Raw genomic sequence first — 23,417 nt, 5'->3', positions numbered from 1 at the left:
GGGGCTCACCCGGCGCCCAGGATTGCTCCACACCCAGGATTATCCCACGCCCCGGATTACCCGGCGCCCAGACTCACCCGACCCCGCGTCCCTCCAGATAGCCGCCCAGGTGCTTGTCGCTTTCGATGATGTGGCTGATGAGCCAGCGCTTCAGGAACTCGGTGATTTCCGGGCCGATGTCGGTGCCGGCCAGGTGGTCGCTGCGGAACTGGCGGATCTCGTCCAGCAGAGCTTCGTGGACGCGGGCGTGGTGGCCGGCCTCCGGGTAGTGCTCGCGCGCCATGATCTCCTCCTCGCTGCGGAAGTGGGCCTCGGTGCGCGCGATCAGCTCGTCCAGCTTCAGGGTGATATCACCATGGCCGCCGGCCCCGGCCACCGCGGCAGCGAGCGCGTTCAGGAGGTCGATGAGCGCGCGGTGGTCGCCGTCGATCGCCGCCACCCCGACGCTGAGATTCGGGCTCCAGTGGATGGTGACGGAGTCGGAGGAGTCGGTGGCTGATTTCTCGGTCGCGGGCATAAGGCAGCCCTCCCTTGCGCGATACGGACAGGTCGGAAGAGACCAGCCTAGCGCGGGCCGCGGCCGGGGGATTTGATCCGGGTCAAGAGGACGCGCGGTGGCAGGCGGCGGTGCTCTCCCCTCACCCTCCCGCTCCCACCAGGGGAGAGGGTGAAGAAGCAGGGACGAGGCATCTGTTGTTCCCCCTCCCCCTTCTTGAGTTCCCTCTCCCCCCAGGGGAGAGGGAACTCAAGAAGGGGGAGGGTGAGGGGCCCCCGCACGCCCGGAACGATTCAGCCCCGCTTCTTCAGGTGATAGGTGAGCGCGCTGCGGATCAGCAGAGTCAGTTCCTCCCGCGGCAGGGCGGCACCGGCGTCGAAGCGGACAGCGCGGTTGCCGTCATAGGCGAAGGCGTCGGGAAAGAAGCTGCGGAAGTCGGAGATGATCGTGGTCTGGCAGTGGACGTAGAGGGCGAAGCCGCCGTTCTTCGGCAGTCCCAGGCGGAGCGTCGAGCCGGACCTGGTCTCCGGCGTCAGGTAGGCGGGCTGACCCCACTTCAGGGTTTCTTCCAACGTGCCGACGCCGGGGGTCGCCGCCGCAGTCTCGAAGATCAGCGCGCGCAGCGTCATCAGGCCCCGGCGCGCAGGCTGCGGGAAGGCCGCGAAGGCAGCCTCTACAGCACGATCCTTAAAGGGCGGTTTGGCTGCAGTCTTAGGGGGGACGGGCATGGCGGTGTTGCGGCTCGGCTCTTCGCTGGCTCCAGGCCCCTTTCTACTCCAGCGGCACCGCCGCGGCGACCGCAAAGGCCATGCCGCCTTTGCCACGGCGCCCAAGTCCCGCCCCCTGGCAGGGCCGCTTGGGGGTAGAGGCTCATTGAGGGTAGGGACTCACGGGGCCCCTCGCCCGGCGGCGCGCGATGGTGTAAACCCATTCTACGTCTTGGCCCAGGGGTGGGACCAGCGATGACGGGGGCCGGATGACGGGGGACCGGCAGCGGTGCCCCGGATCTTGTCAGGAGTTCCCTCCCCATGCCCAGCCTGAGAGACCTTGCCTTCCTGGGGTGCCGCCTGCTGGCGCTCCTCGCCCTGTTTCGCATTCTCGACACCTTCGACGTCTCGATCTCCGAGGTTCTGCGCGTGCGCGCCGACCCGCTGGCCGGCCAGTACCTGGGGCCCGGCTACCTGCTCTGGCCGATCGCAGTCGCCTTGGCCAACATCGCCGTCTTCCTGTTCCTCTGGTTTGGGGCGGCGTCCCTCTCGGGCCGCATGGTGGGCGGGCGCCTGACCGGCACGCCCTCGGGCGAAAACAAACATCCGGTCTGGTCCCGCGACGGCCTGCTGGCGCTGGCGGTCACGCTGCTTGGCCTGGTGCTGCTGGCGCTCGCGCTGCCAGACGCCGTGATGCTGGTCTATGCCGCCCTCTTCCAGGGCTTCACCGATGTCCGCGGGTTCCTCGGGTTGGCCGCCAGCCTGGGCATCGGCACGCTCTGCCTGCTGGGCAGCGGCCGCGTCATCGCCCTCCTCGACCGCTACCGGATCGACGGGACGATAACCGCGAGATCCACCGACGACGCAGACGGAAGCGGGTGACAGGGGGCGGCGGGCCGGTCCCGCACCGCTGGTCCAGAGCCGCCACTGGGTAGCGGCATCGAGCAAAGGGACTGGATAGTGGGACCGGGTAACGGGGCTGGGGCTGGGGCTGCAGTAGGCATCACTTGCGAGCCCGCACATAAACCCAGGGTATCGCGAGGTAGAACGCCCCACGGCGATCGAGGGCATCAAGGTCCCCGAGCCAACGATCAACATCGGCTTCGGCAAGCCCCGATCGAACCGCCGTTTTCGCTGCATCGATGCAGTAAGCACGCGCCGAGGTTCCCTCGGCGAAGCTCAGGCCGACAAGCTGCCGGGTTTCTGTTGTCATTTCTGCGAAGTCCGCGGAACCCATCAAACCGGGCAGCTTCCTTCCGACCTCCCCATCCGCGGCATCCATCCAGTCTTGCGCGCTGTCTGCGTAGCGGACGACGATATCTCGCGTAAGCGCTGTGTCGGCGCTGTTCAGCATGACACCGCCGAAGTCATGATGTGAGAGCAGAAACACGCCACCGGGTTTCAGGGCCCGGCAGCATGCGGCGATCAGCGCCGGCTTGTCCCGAATACACTCCAGCACGTTCTGGCAGATGATGCTATCGAAGCTCTCTTCGGCAAAGGGCAGCGGCCCCTGATTCAGGTCGACGGTCGCGAGTTCCAAACGCCCGTCGTCAAGAGCCGCAGCCAGGGACTGCCGTGCCCGTCCAAGAAACCTCTCGTTGTTGTCTATGCCGACCGTACGCCGCGCGATCCGGACGGCCTCGTTCAGTGTCCTGCCGACGCCGCAGCCCACATCGAGCACCTGCGAGGTGGCCGTCACGCCGGCAAGCTGCACCAACAGCTTATGGAATTCGACCTGATCGTAAGGCTGGTTCGCACAGTTCAGCATCCTGCCCTCTCTTCCGCCGACGTCGCTTGCCGAAGGAAGGGTCAGCCTACTCCAGCTCCCGCTAACCGAGAACCGCCCTAGTCCAGCATTGCCACTGCGTCGACCTCGAAGAGCATGCCGTCGAGCGCGAGGCGCGGCACCGGCACCAGGGTCTGGGCGGGAAGCTGCCGCCCGAAGGTCTGCTTCACGTGATAGGTCATCACCGCGAGCATGGCGGGGTCGTAGTCCACGACGTAGGTCGTGATCTTGGTGACCCGGTCCGGCTGCGCCCCGACCGCCTCCAGCGCACGGCGCAGGTTGGCGTAGGCCTGGGCGACCTGGGCGGCGAAGTCGGGCGCCAGCGCGCCGGCGGCGTCCTCCCCGCCCTGTCCGGCGATGAAGGCCAGGCGTGAGCCGCCGGCGGCCACCACCGCATGACTGAACCCGTTGGGCGCCGGGTCGAACAGGCCCTTGGGGTTGACGATCGTCAGCGCAACGCCTCCGGTCGGATTTGTGCTGGCGGGCTTCGCGGCGTCGGCAAGGGCCGGACTTGACGTGGGAAGGGTCATGGCTGCGAACACTCCTGCAAGGAGATGGGGGGTGAGAAGAAGACGCGGGCGCGACGGCGGCATCGGGTGTGAACCTTCTTGTCTGAGTGCGGGGTCATCACCCTTCGAGACGCTTGCTGCGCAAGCTCCTCAGGGTGAGGAAGGAAGCTCGGCCTCATCCTGAGGAGGCCCCCTTCAATCGAATCTGGGGCCGTCTCGAAGGATGCGTTCAGGTGACCGGCCCTACTGGCCGGCCCCAACTGAATGGTCACGGCCCTACTGGATCGTCACCGGGCGCAGGGCGGCGAGCTTGTCCGGGTTGCGCAGGATGAAGACGCCGGTCGCGCGGCCCTCGGGGTCGTAGGCGAAGGTCACGGCGGCGACGGTGCGGTGGTCCCGCTCCATCAGGAAGGCACGGGTGCCGTTGAGGATCACCGGGCGCCAGCGCTGGCCGGCCCAGAGGCGCGGCAGCGCCCTGCCGACGAACCGCATGACCGCCTCCCTGCCCTGCAGAATCCGGCCCAGAGTCGGGACCTTGCCACCGCCGTCGGCGGAGAGGCGGATGTCGTCGGCCAAGAGGGCGGCGAGCGGGGCGGTCGCCCCCTCCTCCACCGCCGCACGGAAGGCGGCGAGCAGGCGGTCCTGCCGCTCGGCCGGGGTGCGGTGGCGCACCTGCGCCCGCTCGACGTGGTCTTTTGCGCGGGACACCAGCTTGCGGCAGGCGGCCTCCTTCAGGTCCAGGGCTGCGGCGATCTCCCCGTAGGGCCGGTCGAAGACCTCGCGCAGCAGGAAGGCCGCCCGCTCCTTCGGCGTCAGGCGCTCCAGCATCAGCAGGAAGGCGGTGGTGAGGGAAACAGCAAGCTCCGGCCCCTCCCCGACCTCGCCCTCCCCGATTGCACTTTCTGCCGGCAGCCCCGTCTGCACCGGCTCCGGCAGCCAGGCGCCGACGTAGCTGACCCGGGTCCTCTGGGCGGCGCGCAGCAGGTCGAGGCAACGCCGGGTGCAGACCGTGGTGAGCCAGGCGGCCGGGGTGTCGATGTCCGCCCGCTCCGCGTCAGCCCACTTTACAAAGGTGTCCTGCACCGCGTCCTCGGCATCGGCCAGCGAACCCAGGATGCGGTAGGCGAGGCCCAGCAGGCGCGGGCGCGCCTGCTCGAAGACGGCCGCCGCCGCAGGCTCTATGCTGGGTTCCTTCGTCATCGTGTCACTGTGCACCATGAATCGGTCCTGGAGTTACCTTGGTTTTTCGGCACCGGTCCGCTCCCCCTCCCGGCCACCCAATTCCATTATCCTCGTCGGTGGCCGGGAGGGGGCGCGGGCCGGAACCGTCTCGACGAAAGTCGAACACATCAGTGTCGGGAAATGTTGATGCGGTTCCAGAGATTGATCATGGCAACGGCGGCGGTCAGCACGCCGATCTCCGGATCGGTGAAGACCTTGCGCAGGCGCGCGCGCAAGGGGGCCAGGTCGGCCTTGGGATCGAGCTCCGTCAGCGCCTCGGTCCAGGCGAAGGCCGCCTTCTCGCGTTCGCTGAAGTCGTCCACCTGATCCCAGACCACGACCCGGTCCAGCCGTTCGCCGGTCTCGCCGTCCTGCCGGGCCTCGCGGGTGTGCATCTCTACGCAGAAGCCGCAGCGGTTGATCTGCGAGGCGCGGAGCTGCACGAGGTGGTGCAGGCTGCGCTCCAGCCCGGTCCCTGAGATGACCGTGTTCAGGCCGACCATGGTCTTCAGGATTTCGGGGATGTCCTTTTGGTAGTCGAGAAGGGTCTCGCCCTGCGCTGCGTCTTTCGGGTGGCTGGCGCCGTCCATTGCTGAGTCCTTTCGTTCCGGGGGGCGTTGGTCTGACACTTCCTAGACGAACGGCACCGGCGGATTGTGACAGGGACTCGAAAAAAACTTGGAGACTCTGCCCGGCGCCGAAGAATTCAGCGCATGGGATCGGCGGCGCCGTAGCTGAGCAGCAGGGCCGCCGGCGTCTCGGCAAACTGCGCCGCGCGGCAGGCCTGCCCGATCCTGCCTTCGAGCCGCGGGCAGGCGGCCACCAGGTCTTCGAGGCTCTCAGCATCGGCTAGGCGCGGCCGTGCGAGACAGAGGGCGCCGTCAGGACCCCAGAGCCCTTCGAAGACCGCATCGGGGGCTTCGGCGGCGTCGAGAAGGCCGAGGCGGTCGCCGATGCGGATGGGCGTGCCGTCGCGGGTATGGCTTGTGCCGTCGCCGCAGTAGTCGGCCCGCATCGCCCGTGTGCAGGCCTGATGGAACAGGTGCAGCGGCGTGCCGTCGGCGGCCTCGCCCCAGAGCCGGTAGCCCATGCGCAGGCACTTGCCGATGGCGCCGGATGCGCAGACCAGGGTGATGTCGTCGGCCCCGGACCGGTAGCGCCCGCCCGCGTCCCAGGCGCCCCGAAGTGCAAAACCCACCGGCAGGCCGTCCGGGGCCGGCGGACAGAGCGGGCGCCAGACACCGTCCGCCGGATCTTCGCGCAGGAAGCGGTAGAGCAGGATCTCGCCCCTCGGGTCCTGCGGATCGCGGATGACGGTATCGATGCGGAGCCTCACGGCCTGCCCGCCGGGCAGATCGAAAGACAGGGTCCTGCCCGCAAGCTCCGCGCCGGCCAGGACCGATCCATCCGCCTGGGTCAGCCGCAGTTCGGTTCCGAACACGCGTAGGCTCCCGGCGGCGGCGGAGCCGCCTTCGCAACCCAGGCCGCAACAGACGACCGCGGCGGCGAGCGCAGAGGAAAACCTCGTCCCCATGGGAAGTCCCGCGAAGGTCCCGCGGGCGCAGTGGCCCGCGGGAACACCTGCGCTTCAAGACGCTACTGCGCGCCTGTCCGCACCGTCGTCGGACCGCTTGGCGAAGCAGACTCGCCACGAGACCCTTCCAGGCCGGTTAGGGTCGTGCCGTTGGAAATCCAACCGCCACCGGGATCGGCCTTGCCGCTCTGCGGCAGGACAAAGAGTGAGAACGTCACGGCCAGCGCCGCGGCAAGCATCCATGGTTTCATGTCATGTCTTCCAATTCGAACCGATACAACGAGGTTAAAGGAGAGCCGGTGGCCGACTACTTCGTGCCCGGCAGCTTCACAGAGCGCAGAGGGCCATTGGCCGCTTCAGGATCGCCAGTGCGCTCAAGGCCGGTCAGAGCGGTGCCATTGGCCACCCAGCCGCCTCCGCCGCCTTTACCGTCGCCACCGTCGGCGTGACCGCTCTGCGGCAAAGCAACAAGGCTGAGCGTTGCGGCCAGCGTCGTGGCAAGCATCCATACTTTCATCCTATGTCTCCCAGTTCGGGTTGATGTGAACGCGGCCGCAGGAACGGCGCCGCCTGCCCCGGCTCCAGACACAGCTCTCCTGTTCCCGGCTGCTCATGCAGTCGGGCAGAACGCAGAGTCTGTTCGTAAAACCGGGACCGCGCCGCCGGCCTGAGACCGCGGCCTTCCGTCCGAGCGTCAACGTGCTACGGCAAGAAGGCCACTTCCCCGGGCGAGGTCTCGCCCGGAGTCCGGTCTACCGGCAGCGCAGAGCTAGAGTACGCCGGGTAGTACGAGAATTCCTCTGATTGCTGGACAAACCGAGGGCGCAAATCTGCGACCGTCGGCCTGCATATAGTCCGCCCGGTCCATCCTGCTGGAGACCGAGGACCTTTCACCGGCGCTAAGGGCGATGCCGGCTTTGTTGGTCTGGGGCGGGATCACCGAGGTCAGCGCCACGGCTTCCACCGCAGCAAACATCCAACCTGTCATCACGTTGCTCCCAACTGAAGTTGCACCTGTTCAGTTGTGCGGTGATCCGTCTGTCTCCCACAAAGCAAGGACCGAACAACACAAGACCCTGCTACAGACCACAACTGTGACTACAATAGCAGTCTTCAACACACTTCATCAACGACTGAAACATAAAGGTTCGAAGACAGCGCCGAAAAGGCCCGAATCACCCTTGCCGTTCCTGCCTATCCTCCGCATTCTTTTCTCAGAAGATCAGGAACCGGAGGGAAGACCATGATCCCTGACAAAGCGTTCTGCATCTTTCTCCTGTCCGGCAACCTCGCGCTTGGCGCCTTCGCGCTCACCGGACCTGCGCAAGCCGCGGCACAAAAGCCGCCCGAAGAAACCGGTCCGCCGGCGCACATGCAGACCGGCAGCGCCATTTACATGGAGAAGGCCTTCAAGGCCTTCGACGCCCATTTGGCGGCCTGCAGCGCCAGCTCCGGTTACGATCCGGACAAGGCCGCCGATCTGGGCACCTACCAGCTCGCCTCCGGGGAGGCTGCCTGGGCGACCTGCGCCTACGAGGGCGTCGACAAGATCCTGGTTCCGGAAAGCCGCACGCCGGAGCTCTACCGCGACCTCGTCGCACGCCACAAGGAGCTGACGGCGCAGGTCCGCGACCAGAAAGTCACCCGCGCCGAACGCCGCGCGCTGATGGAAACCATGGTCCTGAAGATCCAGTTCCTTGAAGCGCGCGTGTTGAGCGACGCGGAGTTGGAAGCTCTGCGGGAAAGCGCCACAGAGAATGACGACTGGGTGCGCCGCCAGGTCGACAGCCTGCGCGGCTTCAAGTAGCGGCAGGACGCGGGCTCCCCTTCAGAGGGATTGAGCCCGTTCCTTCGCTGCTCTGGCGCGCGCAAGGCTCTCCGCCGGCCAGGTCTCCCGCGCGCGGTAGTACTCCGCGAACGCCGGCACGCCGTCCGGCAAGATCACCCAGGGCTGCTTGGAGTCCGTGTAGATGTGCACGTCCGGCGGAACCTGCTTCGGATCGTCCAGCGTGCCGGCGCGGATGAAGCGGATGGCTTTGCCCGCGCCGCTGTAATGGCTCCAAAGCGCGACCTGACAGGTCGGACAGCGGCAGATCTCCTGACTGCGGCCGCTTTCCGAAGGTACGGACACGGCTTCCACCCGGCCCTTCAGAAGCTCCACCTGCTCGGACTCTATGAGCGCATTCAGCACAAAGGCGGACCCGGTCTCCCGCTGGCACCAGCGACAGTGGCAGCAGTGCACGAAGAGAGGTCTGGCGGTCATGCGGTAGCGTACAGCACCGCAGACGCAGCCGCCATCGAGCACAAAATCATCCGCTGCGGCCATGTCCGGTTTCCCTCCCCAAGGCGCGACCGCGGCAAGGATGCCACCGATGACCCCGGACGTCACCCACTGCGCGGGGCGGCGGTTTCCCCTCACCCTCCCGCTGCGCGGGCCCCTCCCTCTCCCACAAAGGGGAGAGGGAAAGCAATCACATGCCGCCTGAAAAACCCTCTCCCCTGGTGGGAGAGGGTTGCGCAGGCTTGGTGAGCGCAGCGAACCTAGCCGAAGCTGGGTGAGGGGGAAACGGCAAAGGCCGCTCCCCTCTCCGCTCGACCCGATCAGGCGCTGCGGTACGGCGGTCCGGCCTTGCGCATCAGGGCGTTGTAGTCGCGCAGGATCTGCACGACGCGGGCGTTGCGCTCGCTCTCCGCGGCGACCTCGTCCCAGAACTCGACGGCTGCGTCCTCCACCGTCTTCCACTCCTCATCGGGGATGGAGGTCAGCTTCATCTTGTCACCCTGCACGCGCAGCTTCGCTTCGCCACCCCAGTACCAGTGCTGGCGGTAGTAGTGCGAGGAGTCCATGCAGAGACGGAAGAGTTCCTGCAGATGGGCGGGCAGCTCGTTCCAGCGTTCCTCGTTGGCGAAGTAGGAACCACACCAGGCGCCGGAGATGTTGTTGGTGAGGAAATAGTTGGTCACATCGGCCCAGCCAACGGTGTAGTCCTCGGTGATGCCCGACCAGGCGATGCCGTCCAGTTCGCCGGTCTGCACGGCAACCTCGATGTCCTCCCAGGGCAGGGTCACCGGGACGACGCCGAAGCGCGCGAGGAAGCGCCCGGCCGTGGGGAAGGTGAAGACCCGCTTGCCCCTCAGATCGTCCAGGCTGCTGATCGGATCGACAGTGGCGAAGTGGCAGGGGTCCCAGGCGCCGGCCGAGAGCCACTTAACGTTCTCCACCTCGCCGTAGGCCTCTTCCCAGATCTCCCGCAGGCCCCACTCGTTGAACAGAACCGGCACGTCCAGCGAGTAGCGCGTGGCGAAGGGGAAGTAGCCGCCGAAGACCGAAATGTCGACCGGCGCGGCAATGGAATCGTCGTCGCTCTGCACGGCATCGACGGTGCCGCGCTGCATGGCACGAAACAGCTCGCCGGTCGGCACAAGCTGGTCGGCGAAGTAGAGCTCGATCTCCATCTCGCCGTTGGCGACCTTGTTGAAGGCATCGATGGAGGGCTTGATCACGTGCTCGGCCAGAGCCGGGCCGGCATAGGTCTGCAGGCGCCAGGTGATCTTGCTCTGCGCTTTGACGTAAGGCGCGGCAAGGGTGCCCGCGCCGACTGCCGCCGTGGTGGCGACGCCGGCATTTTTCAGGAACTCACGTCTGTTCTTTTTCATCGCAACGCACTCCCTTGTTCTTCAGTTCGGATTGGCTGTTATGGGTTTGCTCTTCGTTGATCGCGCTGCCTTCGGTTATCCCCTCAGTCTGTAAAGCTCCGGCAGCCAGAGCGCGATCTGCGGAAAGGCCATGACGATAATCAGCCCGAGAATCATCACGGCAACGAAGGGGATGATGGAGCGGTAGATGTCCATCAGCGACACCTCCGGCGGCGCCATGGCGCGCATCAGGAAGAGGTTGTAGCCGAAGGGCGGCGTCATATAGGCGATCTGACAGGTGATGGTGTAGAGCACGCCGTACCAGATGAGATCGAAACCCAGCGCCCCGACCAGCGGCACGTAGAGCGGCGCGACGATCACCAGCATCGCCGTGTCGTCGAGGAAGGTTCCCATGATCAGGTAGGAGAGCTGCATCATGATCAGGATCTCCCAGGGGCTGAGCCCCAGGCGGTCGAGGAAGAAGCCCTCGATCGCCTTGACCGCGCCAAGCCCGTCGAAGACGGCGCCGAAGCAGAGCGCGGCCAGGATGATCCACATGAACATGCAGGAGATGGCCAGGGTCTTGCGCAGCGTCTCGGTCATGACGCGGCGGTTCAGGCGGCCCTTGAAAAGCGCGGCCAGGGTTGCCGCCAGCGCGCCGACGGCCGAGCTTTCCGTCAGATTGGTGACACCCATCAGGAACAGACCGGTCATCGAGAAAAAGATGAACAGTGGCAGCAGACCGGCCCGCAGCAGGGCGAGCTTCTCGCGCAGGGGCACCGCGCGCTCGTCTTCCGACAGGGCCGGTCCCAGGTGCGGCTGCAGGCGGCAGCGAATGACGATGTAGAGAATGAAGAGCCCCGCCATCATCAGGCCCGGCAGGACACCGGCCAGCCAGAGCTGCCCCACCGGCTGGCGCGCGATCATGCCGTAAAGCACCAGCACCACGCTGGGCGGTACCAGGATTCCAAGGGAGGAGCCGGCTTGAATGACGCCGGTCACCATGATCTTGTCGTAGCCGCGGCGCAGCAGCTCCGGCAGGGCAATGCTGGCGCCGATGGCCATGCCGGCGACGCTGAGCCCGTTCATCGCCGAGATCGCCACCATCAGGCCGATGGTGCCGATGGCAAGGCCGCCGTTCAGCGGCCCGAACCAGACATGGAACATCTTGTAGAGGTCGTTCGCGATGCCCGATTCCGACAGCATGTAGCCCATGTAGATGAACAGGGGCAAGGTCAGCAGCGGATACCATTTCATCAGTTTCATGGCAGCGGAGAAGGCGATCTCCGATCCGCCGTCGCCCCAGAGCAGCAGCGCCGCAAGGGTCGCCACAAAGCCGATGGCCGCAAAGACGCGCTGACCGGTCAGCAGCATCAGCATCATCGAGGAGAACATGAGGACGGCGATGACCTCGTAGCTCATGCCCGCGCCTCCCCGCTCTTTTCACCTGCAGCTCCGCCGTCCGGAGGCGCCGTCAGGTCCTCGCCGCGCAGCTTTGCGATGTCCTTGATCAATGTCGAAAAGGCCTGAAGGAGCATCAGCAGAATGCCGAGGCTCATGACCAGCTTTATCGGCGCCATGTAAGGCCGCCAAGCCGAATAGCTGCGCTCGCCGTACTCAAGCGCATAGCTGGTGCTCGAGTAGGCCCCATAGAGAAGCAGAACGAGATAGAAGATCAGGAAGACGACCGTGAAGGCGTCGACCCAGGTCTTTGTACGGTCCGACCAGGCGCCGTAAAGCAGGTCCATGCGGACATGGGCGCCGAGCTGCATCGAGTAGGCGCCACCCAGAAGAAAGTACGCGACCATCAGGAACTGGGCCATCTCCAGGGTCCAGAGCGAGGGCAGAAAGAAAGTCTTGGAAATGGAGGACCAGAGCAGAACCCCCATCATGGCGAAGACCAACAGCATGACGCAGCGGCCGATCCAGAGGTTCACGCCGTCCACCACCCGGACATAGGTCTTCAGCGCTCTAGGCATGGTCCGCTCCGCCCTCCAAGCCTCCGATCCGCGGCGCAGGAAGCAGTCTCATCGGCCCACGCTCCGGCGACCGGTGCCATGATCCACCGTGCACAAGGCCTGCATAAGGCATTCAGCCAACCATGCGGCCATTGCGGCCTGCGCGTCGCTGTCGGCGATCAGGTCATTGCGGACCTCTATCATCACGTTCAGCAACGACAGCGGAAGGCCGTGCTCGACAAGGGTGTGAGTCACCTCGTCGGCAGGACCATAGGGCTCGTTCAGGCGGGCATCGAACTGCCCGCTGTCCCTGGCTCTGCGCAGCAGGGCCTCCGCCAGCCGGCAGTCGGTATCGCAGACAACCCCGATGTCGACACTGCGTTTGACGCCGCGGTAGACCGGCGTGAAAGAGTGTACGGTGACCAGGACCGGCGGCCTGCCCTCGGCGCAGCGGCTGCGAAGGTGACTGGCGATTGCGGTGTGAAACGGCCGATATACACCGTCGACGCGGTCCTGCCGCTGGGCCGCTGTCAGTTCGCTGTTGCCGGGGATCGGATAGATCTCGCTCACTTCGGGAATTGCCGAGGCGGACTCCGGCGGTCGGTTGCAGTCGTAGACCAGCCGTGAGACCCGCTGTGCGATCAGCGGCGCGTCCAGTGCCAGGGCCAAGGCCTCGGCAACGCCCCGCGCACCGGGGTCCCAGGCGATATGGGTCTGCAGCAAAGAGGCGCTGAGGCCGAGATTGTCGAGAGCCGACGGCACATGGTTCGCCGCGTGCTCGCAAACGATCAGAAAGTTTCCCTGGCCATCGGCATTGACCTGCTCGGCGACCTCGAGATCGTCGAGGAGCCCAAGCGAACCGCCGTCCGTCGCTTGAAGCTTCGCCGCCAAGATTGCCCCCTGTGTTTCTTGCTTGCGGTACTTCTTTCTTATGGCGCCATCCTTTCAGACCGGTTTTTCCTGTCAAGCGCGATTCTGAAAAAATCTCTTCATCCGATAGTTTTCTGGCGTATCCTCTTCAATCAGGCTGATGGACGCGCACAAGGCGTTCCTCAACAAAAAGCATCTGCAGGGACGGATGACCAAAACCGGAAAGGGCGGGGGCCGCAAAGCGGCGAACGGCAAGGCTGGGACCGGCAAGGCTGGGACCGGCAAACCAGGAACCGGCAAGACGGCGGCGTCCCGCGGGCGCAACGCCAAGCGGCGCGAAGGGCAACGCCAGCACCTGACGGTCGCAGAACGCATCCGCGGTCATTTCGACTCTCTGACGCGTGCGGAACGGCAGCTGGCAAACACCATGCTGGCGAACTACCCGGTTTCCGGACTCGGCAGCATCACCGCCGTCTCCGAGTCGGCCGGCGTTTCCACGCCCACCGTGGCCAGGATGGCCAAGAAGCTCGGATTTGCGGGCTTTCCTGAACTGCAGTCCGCCTTGCGCGCGGAGCTCGAGGCCACGATCTCGAACCCGATCGCCAAGCACGACCGCTGGGCGGAAAGCGCCCCGGACACCCATATCCTCAATCGCTTCGCCGATGCGGTGCTGGAGAACCTGCGCCAGACCTTGAAGCAACTGAACCTGGAGGAGTTCAGCCATGTGGCCAGCCTTCTGGCCGATCGCGAGCGCGCCGTTCATGTGGTCGGCGGGCGCCTCACCCGTTCGCTCGCGGATTACTTGTTCACCCACATGCAGGTGATCCGGGCGGGCACCACACTGATCGCCTCGAACGCAAACGCCTGGCCTCACTACGTCCTGAACATGAAGGCGGGCGATGTTCTGGTCGCTTTCGACATCCGCCGCTACGAGCACGACATCCTGCGGCTGTTGGAAATGGCCCGGGCGCGCGATGTGATCGTTATCCTCTTTACAGACCAATGGGGCTCGCCCGCGGCGAAGGAAGCCAGTCACAGCTTTCATTCGCGGATCGAGGCGCCTTCGGCCTGGGACTCTTCCGTGGTCACGCTGTTTGTCGTGGAAGCCTTGATCGCGGCGGTGCAGAACGAGACCTGGGCGGAAACCAAGGGGCGCATGAAAGCGCTGGAAGACCTCTTCGATCAGACAAAACTGTTTCGGAAATTCGTCTGACCGGCGCTCTTGAAGCGTTCGGACAATGGGCCGCCGCCCCGATATCATTCGCCTGCAAACGAGCTACGGCCGCCCCACGCAGCGCATCCCAGGAAGGCGGAGGACTGCCGTTTCCGCAAAGCCGCCATGCAGAAACAGACCGCGGCCAACGGCCCGCCTCCCGGAAAAAGGTCACAGGACGGCTCGGTCGGACTGCTAAGCTCAATGATCATCTGGCTTTGGCTTGAATCTCCTTGCCTTCGAGCCCCTGATCCAGGCGTTCCGATGCTTTCCGCAGGGACCTAGTCGATCCGCCTAAGAAGCTGACGCGCGGTTGTAACTTGCCAGGACGGTCATATTTGGGAAACCATTGGGCGGGTGCGGGAAATGCCGCTTTTGCGGAATCCCTGCATTCGGGTTTGTGGAATCCTGCAGACTGGGGTTTGTGGGAGCCGACCAACTGGAACTTGCACTCTTCAGCCAAACATCACAGCGGGCCACCATGATGTTGCGCGTTATTGCTCTCGTTGCCGCCGGTCTTGTGCTGGCAGCCTGCGACCAAGCGGATCAAGCTGCGGAGGCGCGGGCGGTGCCGCCGCCCCCGCCGTCGGTGACCATCGCCAAACCGGTGGTCAAACAGATCGTCGAGGACGATGAATTCGTGGGACGCTTCGAGGCCGTCGACGAGGTTCAGGTCAGCGCCCGGGTCGGTGGCTATCTCGACGAAATACACTTCGAAGACGGTGCCATCGTCGAAGCGGGCCAGTTGCTCTTTACGATCGACCAGCGCCCCTTCCGCGCCATCCTCGGGCAGGCCGAGGCGGCCCTTCAGATCGCGCAATCGCGCTACGAGTTCGCCCAGAAGGAACTCGCCCGCGCCGAGGAACTGGTGCAGCGCGGCAACATCTCGCGCAGCGTCGTGGACGAGCGCCGCCAGGAGTTCATCTCCTCCCAGGCCGAGGTCGGAGGCGCGCGCGCGGCCGTCCAAGCCGCGGCCCTCGATCTCGAGTTTACCGAGATCCGCGCCCCCTTCGGCGGGCGGATCGGGCGCCATCTCCTGTCCATCGGCAACCTGGTGGAAGCCAACGAAACGGTCCTGACAAGTATCGTTTCGCTCGACCCGATCTATTTCTACTTCGACATCAACGAGCGCTATTACCTGGCCTACGCGCGTGACGCCCGCTCGCGCGGGCAGGCGCTGCAGGAAGGCGGCAGCCGCCTGCCGGTGACCGTGCGCCTCGGCGACACCGTGGAGGAGCCCCGCGAGGGCAACCTCGACTTCTCGGAGAACCGCCTGGACGAGGATTCAGGCACCATGCGCGTGCGCGCTGTGTTCCAGAACGAAGACCTGGTGCTGCAGCCGGGCCTCTTCGGCCGGGTGAACGTGCCCGGGTCATTGCCCTACCTCGGCATTCTGATCCCGGACGAAGCGATCACCGCCGACCAGAACAAGCGCATCGTCTATCTCGTCAACGAGGAGGGCGTGGTCTCGACCCGGGAAGTGCGGCCCGGACCCAAGATCGACGGTTACCGCGTGATCCGCGACGGCCTGACGGGCGATGAGCAGATTGTCGTCGAAGGGCTGATGCGGGTGCGCCCGGGCATTACGGTGGCGCCGGAGACCATCCAGTTGGCCGAAGAAGCCCAGTAGGTGGCCCGCGCCAGAACCAACCGGAGCCGGACGCGGCCATGAACTTTGCACACTTCTTCGTCGACCGGCCGATCTTCGCTTCGGTGCTCTCCATCATCCTGGTGATCCTGGGGCTGGTGGCCTACACCCAGCTCCCGGTCTCACAATACCCGGAGATCGCACCGCCCTCCATCGTCGTGCGCGCCAGCTATCCCGGCGCCGACGCCGCCACCGTGGCGGCGACCGTGGCCACGCCGCTGGAGCAGGAAATCAACGGTGTGGAAGGCATGCTCTACATGTCTTCCTACTCGACCTCCGACGGCAGCATGTCGCTGACCGTGACCTTCCAGCTTGGCACCAACCTGGACGATGCGCAGGTCCTCGTACAGAACCGCGTCTCCATCGCCGAGCCGCGCCTGCCCGAGGAGGTGCGCCGCCTTGGTGTCACCACAGCCAAGAGCTCGCCCGACCTGATGATGGTCGTGCACATGCTCTCGCCGGACGAAACCTACGACCAGCTCTACGTCTCCAACTACGCCCGCGCGCGGGTCCGCGACATCCTCGTGCGGCTCGACGGCGTCGGCGAGTTGACCATCTTCGGCGAGCGGCAGTTCGCCACCCGCGTCTGGATCGATCCGGAAAAGCTCTCAGCCTATGGCCTCACACCCGGCGATGTCGTGGACGCCCTGCGCGAGCAGAACGTTCAGGTGTCCGGCGGCGCGCTCGGCGCTCCGCCCAACACGGCCAACAACGCCTTTCAGTACACGGTGACGACCCAGGGCCGCTTCGACGACCCCAAGCAGTTCGGCAGGGTCATCGTCCGGGCCACCGAAGACGGACGTATCGTGCGCGTGCAGGATGTCGCCCGTGTCGAACTGGGCGCGCAGGACTACGTCACAAACTCCTACCTCAACAACAAACCTGCCGTCGCCCTCGGCATCTTCCAGAGACCGGGCAGCAATGCGCTCGCCACCTCCGACGAGATTCTCGCGGTGATGGCGGAGCTGAAAAAGGACTTCCCCGTGGGACTGGACTACCAGGTGGTCTACAATCCCACGGAGTTCATCTCCGCCTCCATCGAAGCCGTCTACACCACCATCTTCGAGGCCATCGTCCTTGTGGTGGTGGTGATCGTCGTCTTCCTGCAAAGCTGGCGTACGGCGATCATCCCGATCCTGGCGATCCCGGTGTCGCTCATCGGCACCTTCGCGGTGATGCTGGCGCTCGGCTACTCCATCAACATGTTGACGCTGTTCGGCCTCGTGTTGTCCATCGGCATCGTGGTCGATGACGCCATCGTGGTGGTCGAGAATGTGGAGCGCAACATCGCCAACGGCATGGCCCCGCGCGACGCCGCGCATCGCACCATGGACGAAGTGGCCGGCGCGCTCATTGCCACCTCCCTGGTGCTGATTGCGGTGTTCGTGCCCACCGCCTTCGTGCCCGGTGTTTCCGGCCAGTTCTATCAGCAGTTCGCCGTGACCATCGCCGTCTCGACGGCGATCTCCTCGATCAACTCGCTCACGCTGTCGCCCGCCATGGCGGCGATCCTGCTGCAGCCGCACGACAAGCCGACGGGCAAGAACCCTCTGGCCCGCGCGGGAAGCTGGATGGCCGATCGTTTCAACAGCGGCTTCGACCGCATGGCCGAGGGCTATGCCGCCCTGGTGCGTCTTCTCGTCTCCCGCAGTGCCATGCTGGGTTTGGTCCTGGTGGTTTTCGGCGGCCTGATCTACGGCGCCTACCACATGCTGACCACGGTGCCGCGCGGCTTCATCCCCACCCTTGACCAGGGCTATGCCATCGTCGTCGTGCAGCTTCCCGACGGCGCCTCCCTGGACCGCACCGACGCCGTAATCCGCAAGGCCTCCGAGATCGTCAATTCGACGCCCGGGGTCACCGATGCGGTCGCCTTCGCCGGCTTCTCCGGCGCCACCTTCACCAACGCCACCAACCAGGGCGTGATCTTCGCCCGCTTTGACGAGTTCGCCCCGCGCATCGCCCAGGGCCTCTCGGCCGATGTCATCATCGGCGATCTCTTCGGGCGCATGCAGTCGCTGCGCGAAGCCTTCATCATCGCCATTCCGCCACCGCCGGTGCGCGGCGTCGGCAACGCCGGCGGCTTCAAGATGCAGCTTCAGGAGAAGGAAGGCTCGGACATCCGGCGCGTCCTGGCCGCCGCCTTCCAGATGATGGGCGAAGCGCAGCAGACCCCCGGCGTCACCGGTGTCTTCACCACCTTCTCGGCCTCCAGCCCGCAGATCTTCCTGGAGATCGACCGGGTGCGGGCGCAGATGCTGAACGTCCCCATTTCCAATATTTTCGAGGCGCTGTCGGTCAACCTCGGCTCAACCTATGTCAACGATTTCAATGCCTTCGGACGTCTCTACCAGGTGCGCGTACAGGCCGACCAGCAGTTCCGACTGGCGCCGGAGGACATCCTCGGTCTGAAGGTCCGCTCGGCGACCAACGCCCTGGTGCCGCTGGGCTCCCTGGTGACGGTCCAGGACCGCTCGGGCCCGGACCTGGTGCAGCGCTACAACATGCTGGTCTCGGTCCCCTTGCAGGGCAACGCGGCGCGCGGGGTTTCGACCGGCGACAGCCTGGACATCATGGAGGCGATGGCCGCCAACAACCTGCCACGGGGCCTCACCTTCGAATGGACAGAACTGGCCCTGCAGGAAAAGCTCGCCGGCGATGCCGCGATTTACATCTTCGCTCTCGCCGTGATCTTTGCTTTTCTCGTGCTGGCAGCGCAGTACGAAAGCTGGGTGCTGCCGAAGGCAATCATTCTGATTGTGCCAACCAGCATCCTGGCGGCGCTGCTGGGCGTCAGCCTGCGGGGCATGGACAACAACATCCTGACCCAGGTCGGCCTCATCGTTCTCGTCGGTCTGGCGGCGAAGAACGCCATCCTGATTGTAGAGTTCGCCAAGCAGCTCGAGGAAGAGGGCAAGGGCCTGATCGACGCCACGGTGGAGGCCGCACGCCTGCGCCTGCGACCGATCCTGATGACGGCTTTCGCCTTCATCCTCGGCGTGCTGCCCCTGGCCGTCGCCCAGGGGCCGGGGGCCGAGATGCGCCAGGCTCTGGGCACGGCGGTCTTCTCCGGCATGCTGGGGGTCACCTTCTTCGGCCTCCTCCTGACCCCGGTCTTCTACGTCGTGCTGCGGCGGATCTTCCGCAAAAGCGGCCCGGCCAGCGGCCAGGTGAAGCCGGATGCCCCGGTGAGGCCCGACGCCCCGGCGAAGCAGGGTGCTCCGGCGGAGTAGAACCACTGGGCATCTCCGGCCCCTCGGCCGGAAGCCACCTGCGGATAGTTGCTTGATCCTGCCCGTGAGGTCCGTCAGCATCGGCGGAAAGACTCACTGGGGGGATCAGTGGCAAAGAAGCCCAAGACGGCCCGTAAAGGATCCGGCGCGAAGACCGCTGCCAAGAAGCCGAAGCGCAGGGGAATCAAGGCTGAAGTCACCAGCCTGACCGAGAAACAGGCGCTGATCGGCTGGCGCGAGTGGCTGTCCCTCCCGGCCCTTGGGATCGAGCGCATCAAGGCGAAGACCGACACCGGCGCCCGCACCTCGGCCCTCCATGCCATGAACATTGCCCCTTTCGACCACGAGGGCGCGCTCTGGGTGACCTTCGAGGTCGCCCCCCACAGCGGCGGGGTGCACGACCGTGCCCGGATCCAATGCCGCGCCCCGGTCCGCGACCACCGTCCGGTCAAGAGCTCCAGCGGCCACGCCCAGGATCGCTTTGTCATCACCACGCCGGTGGTGCTCGGCGAAAAGCACTTCGAGATAGAGCTGACCCTGACCAACCGGGCGGAGATGGGTTTCGAAATGCTGTTCGGACGAACCGCCTTGCGCGCCGGGCGCTTTCTGGTACATCCCTCGCGCTCGTTCCTCTTGAGCCCAAGACAAGGTCGCTAGCTTGGAGAGAACGGTCCACTCCCTACCCGGCCCCCACCCCCAAGGCCTGCCAAGGCCGAAGCCAGGACGCTTGCGATGAAGATTCTCATGCTGGCCCGCAACCCGAACCTCTATTCCCACCGGCGTCTTGTGGCGGCTGCCGAGGCCAGAGGGCACGAACTCGATATCGCCAATACCCTGCGCTGCTACATGAACATCACCTCGCACCGGCCGATGGTGATCTACAACGGCGAAAAACTGGCCGGCTATGACGCGGTCATCCCGCGCATCGGCGCCTCGATCACCTACTACGGCCTCGCCGTGCTTAGGCAGTTCGAGATGATGGGGGTCTTTCCTCTGAACGAATCGGTGGCCATCGGCCGCTCGCGCGACAAGCTGCGCTCCATGCAGCTCCTGGCCCGCGACGGCATCGGCCTGCCGGTCACCGCCTTCGCCCACGATCCCAAGGTGACCGAGGAAGTGATCAAGATCGCCGGCGGCGCACCGGTGGTGATCAAGCTTCTCGAAGGCACCCAGGGCATCGGCGTCGTCCTGGCCGATACGAAGAACTCCGCCAAGTCGGTGGTCGAGGCGTTCCGCGGCGCCAACGTGAACATCCTGGTGCAGGAGTTCATCAAGGAAGCCGGCGGCACCGATATCCGGGCCTTCGTGGTCGGCGGCAAGGTGGTCGCCGCCATGCAGCGCAAGGGGGCCGCCGATGACTTCCGCTCCAACCTGCACCGCGGCGGCGAGGCGACGCGCATCAAGATCACAGCCGAAGAACGCTCCACCGCCGTGCGCGCCGCCAAGGCCATGGGCCTCAATGTCTGCGGCGTCGACATGCTGCGCTCCAACCACGGCGCGGTGGTGATGGAAGTCAACTCCTCCCCCGGGCTGGAGGGCGTGGAGAAGGCCACCGGAGTGGACGTGGCCGACCTGATGGTCCAGTTCCTGGAGAAGAACGCCCGGCCCGGCAAGACCAAGACCAAGGGCCGGGGCTAGCCCCTTGGCCCGCAAAACCGTGCCCCCTAAACCTTCGGGCCCTAAACCCACTGCCGGGCGGCAGACCTTCAGGATCGGCGGGGTTTCCGTGGCGCCCGGCGGGCGGGAGACCATTGGCCTGCCGCTTTCGGTGCTGTCCAATCACACGCCGATGGCGCTGCCGGTCCACGTGGTCCACGGCGCGCGGCCGGGTCCGACCTTCTTCGTCTCTGCGGCGATCCACGGCGACGAGATCATCGGCGTGGAGGTCATCCGCCGGCTGCTGGCGCTGCCGGTCCTGGCCAAGCTAAGGGGCACGCTGCTTGCGGTGCCCATCGTCAATGCCTTCGGCTTCATCAGCCACTCGCGCTACCTGCCGGACCGCCGCGATCTCAACCGCTCCTTCCCCGGCTCGGCCAGGGGCTCACTCGCCGGGCAGCTCGCCGACCTTTTCCTGACGGAGATCGTCGCGCCGGCGGACCTGGGGATCGATATCCACTCCGCGGCGGTCCACCGCGTGAATCTGCCGCAGATCCGCATATCGCCCCGGCAGAAGACCATGGAAGAACTGGCCACGGTGTTCGGCCCGCCGGTGGTGCTGGAAGCGCCGCTGCGCGACGGTTCCCTGCGCCAGGCGGCCGCCGAGGTGGGCACCGACGTCATGTTGTTCGAGGCCGGCGAGGGCCTGCGCTTCGACGAGTTCGCCATCCGCGTCGGCGTGACCGGTATTCTCCGGGTCATGAAGCACCTTTCCATGCTGCCGGCGCGCAGCGTGCGCGATGCCAAGGTGCCGCCGATGATGTCGGAGTCGAGCTACTGGCTGCGCGCGCCGGAGGGCGGGGTCCTGCGCAGCTTCAAGACCATCGGCGACAGTGTGGCCGAGGGCGACCTGATCGGCATCATCTCCGATCCCTTCGGTGAGATGGAAACCGAACTGCGGGCCCGCGATGCCGGCCTGCTGATCGGGCGGACCAACCTGCCGGTGGTCAACCGCGGCGACGGGCTGGCGCACATCGCCCGGCACCGCCGCGCCCGCAGCGTCGAGGCCGCAGTGGGGCGGATCGAGGCGGAGCTGCAGGAAGACCCCCTCTTCGACGAAGACGAGATCATCTGAACACCCCTGGCAAAGGCGGAAGGCGCCTTGCCCTCGGCCGCCTGCCGGGCCACGATGGCGGGAAGTCATGCCTTATCGATTGCCGCCCCTGAAGAGCCTGCGCCTGTTCGAGGCAGCCGGCCGGCACCTGAGCTTCAAGCAGGCGGCCGAAGAACTGGCTGTTACGCCGAGCGCCGTCAGCCACGGCATCAAGGTTCTTGAAGACTGGCTGGGCACGCCTCTCTTCGACCGTACGCAGAGGACGCTGGTCCTGACGGACGCGGGGAAGGCCTATCTGCCTCAGGTACAGGACGCCCTCGACCTCTTGGTCGCCGCAAGCGATGCCATCCAGCAGCGCAGCGACGATGCCGGGCTGTCCATCAGCGTTGCCCCCACCTTCGGCGCCCGCTGGCTGGCGCATCACCTGCCGGACTTCCAGGTTCGCCATCCCGGAATCGCCGTCACCCTGGACAGCAGCCAGCGCCCGATCGCCTTTCCGCGGGACGGCATCGACCTGGCCATCCGCATGGGCCGGGGCGACTGGCCGGAGCTTGAGGCGACCTGCCTGGCGGTGGAACACCTCGTTCCCGTCTGTTCCCCCGCGCTCGCCGAGACCATCCAGACGGCAGATGACCTTCGGGGCCGGACTTTGCTGCAGGTGAACAGCGTCGGGGAGGACTGGGCGGCCTGGGCCGCGCTCGCCGGGATCGGCGAGGACGCGCTCGACCTGGAAACGGGGCCGCGCTTCGACAACATCGGCATGGCCCTGGACGCCGCAGCGGAGGGTATGGGCCTGGCCATCGGTCGCCGGCTCTTGATCGACCAGGACCTCAGCGCCGGACGCCTGGTCTCCGTCCTCGGCCCGCCGCGGCCGTCGCGTACCGGCTACTGGCTTCTGGCTGCCCCCGGCGCCATGGCGCGGCCGGCGCTCAGCACCTTCCGCACCTGGATCTGCGCCGCGCTCGGCGCCCAGTCTCGATCCCAGTCTGGATCCCAGCCTGGACCCCAATCCGGCGCCGCAGCGACTCAGGAGCCGGTATAGGCGGCCGGACGCCGCTCGACCCAGGCACTCAGTCCTTCGGAGAGGTCATGGCTCGGCAGCAGGCGGGCAAACTGCTCGCTCTCCGCCAACAGACCCTCGGCAATGCCCATGTTGAGACCGCGGGTGACCGCCGTGATGATGCTGGCGGTGGCCAGCGGCGAATGGGCCAGGACGCGCTGCGCCAGTGCCTGCGCCGCCGGCAAAGCCTCCCCGGCCGGGACAACACTGTTCACCAGGCCCAACTCCGTAGCGCGCTCCGCCGAGAAACTGTCGCCGGTCAGCAGCAGCTCGAGCGCCCGCTTGCGCCCGGCCAGCCGTGGCAGACGCTGTGTGCCGCCGAAGGTGGGCGGCATGCCCAGCCTGATCTCCGGCTTGGCAAAGCGCGCGGTCTCGCTGGCGACGGCCAGATGCACGGCCTCGGTGATCTCGCAGCCGCCGCCGTAGGCCAGTCCGTTCACTGCGGCGATCACGGGCTTGGTGTAGGCCTCCAGACGCGCCGTCATGGTCTGGCCGCGGCGCACGAAGTCCCGCAGCGCAGCGGCGCCATCCCGCCGCACGGTCTCGGAGAACTCGTGAATGTCCGCACCGGCGGAAAAGGCACGGTCGCCGGCCCCTGTCAGAACCACCGCGCCGACCGCAGGGTCGGTCTCCAACCGGTCGAGCAGCCGCAGCATCGCATCGGCCATGGCATAGCTGATGGCGTTGAGTTTATGCGGGCGATTGAGGCGGAGAGTCGCAACGCCTTCGTGAATGTCACAAAGCAGGGGTTCGTCGGATGTCAGAGGGGTGGGCATCGCTGGGCTCCTTGAGGCAATGGCACTCCAGTCTTGGCCGCAAAGGCCTGCAGCCGCAAA

24 protein-coding genes are annotated in these 23,417 nt (G+C 66.0%); 9 read left to right on the top strand and 15 right to left on the bottom strand.

The genetic code is table 11. From position 1 onward, the window contains the following. Positions 1-73: 73 nt before the first annotated feature. Positions 74-517 carry a bacteriohemerythrin gene (locus Q0982_RS03130; RefSeq protein WP_299391618.1) on the bottom strand — a complete coding sequence of 148 codons (444 nt, stop codon included), beginning with the start codon at positions 515-517 and terminating at the stop codon, positions 74-76. Between the two features lie 272 nt (positions 518-789). Continuing rightward, on the bottom strand, positions 790-1,125 hold the full coding sequence (locus Q0982_RS03125) for a DUF1801 domain-containing protein (RefSeq protein WP_299391616.1): 336 nt from the start codon (positions 1,123-1,125) through the stop codon (positions 790-792). 399 nt (positions 1,126-1,524) lie between these two features. Between Q0982_RS03125 and Q0982_RS03120 the strand changes: the two genes are divergently transcribed. After that, entirely contained in the window at positions 1,525-2,085 is a 561-nt protein-coding gene (locus Q0982_RS03120) for a hypothetical protein (RefSeq protein WP_299391615.1), read from the top strand. Positions 2,086-2,206: 121 nt separating this feature from the next. Here Q0982_RS03120 and Q0982_RS03115 read toward each other — a convergent pair whose 3' ends face one another. The 7 genes from Q0982_RS03115 to Q0982_RS03085 form a co-directional block, all read right to left on the bottom strand. Further along, entirely contained in the window at positions 2,207-2,971 is a 765-nt protein-coding gene (locus tag Q0982_RS03115) for a methyltransferase domain-containing protein (protein WP_299391613.1), read from the bottom strand. Positions 2,972-3,048: 77 nt separating this feature from the next. Further along, the gene (locus Q0982_RS03110; protein ID WP_299391612.1) at positions 3,049-3,519 is read right to left on the bottom strand and encodes a RidA family protein; all 471 of its coding nucleotides are present in this window, start codon (positions 3,517-3,519) and stop codon (positions 3,049-3,051) included. Positions 3,520-3,774: 255 nt separating this feature from the next. After that, complete coding sequence (gene sigJ, locus Q0982_RS03105) at positions 3,775-4,716, bottom strand: RNA polymerase sigma factor SigJ (RefSeq protein ID WP_299391610.1); 942 nt, start codon at positions 4,714-4,716, stop codon at positions 3,775-3,777. Between the two features lie 131 nt (positions 4,717-4,847). After that, positions 4,848-5,309: a carboxymuconolactone decarboxylase family protein gene (locus tag Q0982_RS03100; protein ID WP_299391609.1), complete on the bottom strand. Its 462-nt coding sequence runs from the start codon at positions 5,307-5,309 to the stop codon at positions 4,848-4,850. A 116-nt stretch (positions 5,310-5,425) separates the two neighbouring features. Then, complete coding sequence (locus tag Q0982_RS03095) at positions 5,426-6,160, bottom strand: ADYC domain-containing protein (RefSeq protein WP_299391607.1); 735 nt, start codon at positions 6,158-6,160, stop codon at positions 5,426-5,428. A gap of 155 nt (positions 6,161-6,315) precedes the next feature. Next, positions 6,316-6,504, bottom strand: a complete 189-nt coding sequence (locus tag Q0982_RS03090; protein WP_299391606.1) for a hypothetical protein — start codon at positions 6,502-6,504, stop codon at positions 6,316-6,318. A gap of 56 nt (positions 6,505-6,560) precedes the next feature. Then, complete coding sequence (locus Q0982_RS03085) at positions 6,561-6,770, bottom strand: hypothetical protein (protein ID WP_299391604.1); 210 nt, start codon at positions 6,768-6,770, stop codon at positions 6,561-6,563. A gap of 726 nt (positions 6,771-7,496) precedes the next feature. Here Q0982_RS03085 and Q0982_RS03080 point away from each other — a divergent pair. Next, positions 7,497-8,060 carry a hypothetical protein gene (locus Q0982_RS03080; RefSeq protein ID WP_299391603.1) on the top strand — a complete coding sequence of 188 codons (564 nt, stop codon included), beginning with the start codon at positions 7,497-7,499 and terminating at the stop codon, positions 8,058-8,060. A gap of 21 nt (positions 8,061-8,081) precedes the next feature. Here Q0982_RS03080 and Q0982_RS03075 read toward each other — a convergent pair whose 3' ends face one another. The 5 genes from Q0982_RS03075 to Q0982_RS03055 all read right to left on the bottom strand — a co-directional run bounded on the left by Q0982_RS03075 (position 8,082) and on the right by Q0982_RS03055 (position 12,738). Beyond that, a complete protein-coding gene (locus Q0982_RS03075) occupies positions 8,082-8,579 on the bottom strand; it encodes a GFA family protein (RefSeq protein ID WP_299391601.1) in 498 nt (165 codons plus the stop codon). A gap of 275 nt (positions 8,580-8,854) precedes the next feature. Further along, complete coding sequence (locus Q0982_RS03070; protein ID WP_299391600.1) at positions 8,855-9,910, bottom strand: TRAP transporter substrate-binding protein; 1,056 nt, start codon at positions 9,908-9,910, stop codon at positions 8,855-8,857. A gap of 75 nt (positions 9,911-9,985) precedes the next feature. Next, a complete protein-coding gene (locus Q0982_RS03065; RefSeq protein WP_299391598.1) occupies positions 9,986-11,311 on the bottom strand; it encodes a TRAP transporter large permease subunit in 1,326 nt (441 codons plus the stop codon). Then, positions 11,308-11,868, bottom strand: coding sequence for a TRAP transporter small permease subunit (locus tag Q0982_RS03060; protein WP_299391597.1), 561 nt, complete (start codon positions 11,866-11,868; stop codon positions 11,308-11,310). Before Q0982_RS03060 ends, Q0982_RS03065 begins: the two co-directional genes overlap by 4 nt. 48 nt (positions 11,869-11,916) lie before the next feature. Further along, positions 11,917-12,738 (bottom strand): N-formylglutamate amidohydrolase, encoded by an 822-nt coding sequence (locus tag Q0982_RS03055; protein ID WP_299391595.1) that lies wholly within the window; start codon positions 12,736-12,738, stop codon positions 11,917-11,919. A 187-nt stretch (positions 12,739-12,925) separates the two neighbouring features. Here Q0982_RS03055 and Q0982_RS03050 point away from each other — a divergent pair, with 187 nt between their 5' ends. From Q0982_RS03050 to gcvA, 7 genes are all read left to right on the top strand, one after another. Further along, on the top strand, positions 12,926-13,930 hold the full coding sequence (locus Q0982_RS03050) for a MurR/RpiR family transcriptional regulator (protein ID WP_299391593.1): 1,005 nt from the start codon (positions 12,926-12,928) through the stop codon (positions 13,928-13,930). A 481-nt stretch (positions 13,931-14,411) separates the two neighbouring features. After that, entirely contained in the window at positions 14,412-15,560 is a 1,149-nt protein-coding gene (locus Q0982_RS03045) for an efflux RND transporter periplasmic adaptor subunit (protein ID WP_299391592.1), read from the top strand. Positions 15,561-15,598: 38 nt separating this feature from the next. Further along, positions 15,599-18,811 (top strand): efflux RND transporter permease subunit, encoded by a 3,213-nt coding sequence (locus tag Q0982_RS03040; RefSeq protein WP_299391590.1) that lies wholly within the window; start codon positions 15,599-15,601, stop codon positions 18,809-18,811. A 108-nt stretch (positions 18,812-18,919) separates the two neighbouring features. Continuing rightward, complete coding sequence (locus tag Q0982_RS03035) at positions 18,920-19,468, top strand: RimK/LysX family protein (RefSeq protein ID WP_299391589.1); 549 nt, start codon at positions 18,920-18,922, stop codon at positions 19,466-19,468. A 75-nt stretch (positions 19,469-19,543) separates the two neighbouring features. Further along, on the top strand, positions 19,544-20,449 hold the full coding sequence (gene rimK / locus Q0982_RS03030; RefSeq protein ID WP_299391587.1) for a 30S ribosomal protein S6--L-glutamate ligase: 906 nt from the start codon (positions 19,544-19,546) through the stop codon (positions 20,447-20,449). An 88-nt stretch (positions 20,450-20,537) separates the two neighbouring features. Next, positions 20,538-21,542: a succinylglutamate desuccinylase/aspartoacylase family protein gene (locus Q0982_RS03025; RefSeq protein ID WP_299391586.1), complete on the top strand. Its 1,005-nt coding sequence runs from the start codon at positions 20,538-20,540 to the stop codon at positions 21,540-21,542. A gap of 67 nt (positions 21,543-21,609) precedes the next feature. Continuing rightward, the gene (gene gcvA, locus Q0982_RS03020) at positions 21,610-22,563 is read left to right on the top strand and encodes a transcriptional regulator GcvA (RefSeq protein WP_299391584.1); all 954 of its coding nucleotides are present in this window, start codon (positions 21,610-21,612) and stop codon (positions 22,561-22,563) included. Here gcvA and Q0982_RS03015 read toward each other — a convergent pair. Continuing rightward, positions 22,548-23,357 (bottom strand): crotonase/enoyl-CoA hydratase family protein, encoded by an 810-nt coding sequence (locus Q0982_RS03015; protein ID WP_299391582.1) that lies wholly within the window; start codon positions 23,355-23,357, stop codon positions 22,548-22,550. The genes gcvA and Q0982_RS03015 overlap by 16 nt on opposite strands. Positions 23,358-23,417: the final 60 nt, after the last annotated feature.

This window comes from Pelagibius sp. (genome assembly GCF_028281305.1).
Classification (GTDB): domain Bacteria; phylum Pseudomonadota; class Alphaproteobacteria; order Kiloniellales; family Kiloniellaceae; genus Pelagibius.
The sequence above is the reverse complement of the archived record's forward strand: the minus strand, read 5'-3'. Positions and strand labels throughout refer to the sequence as shown.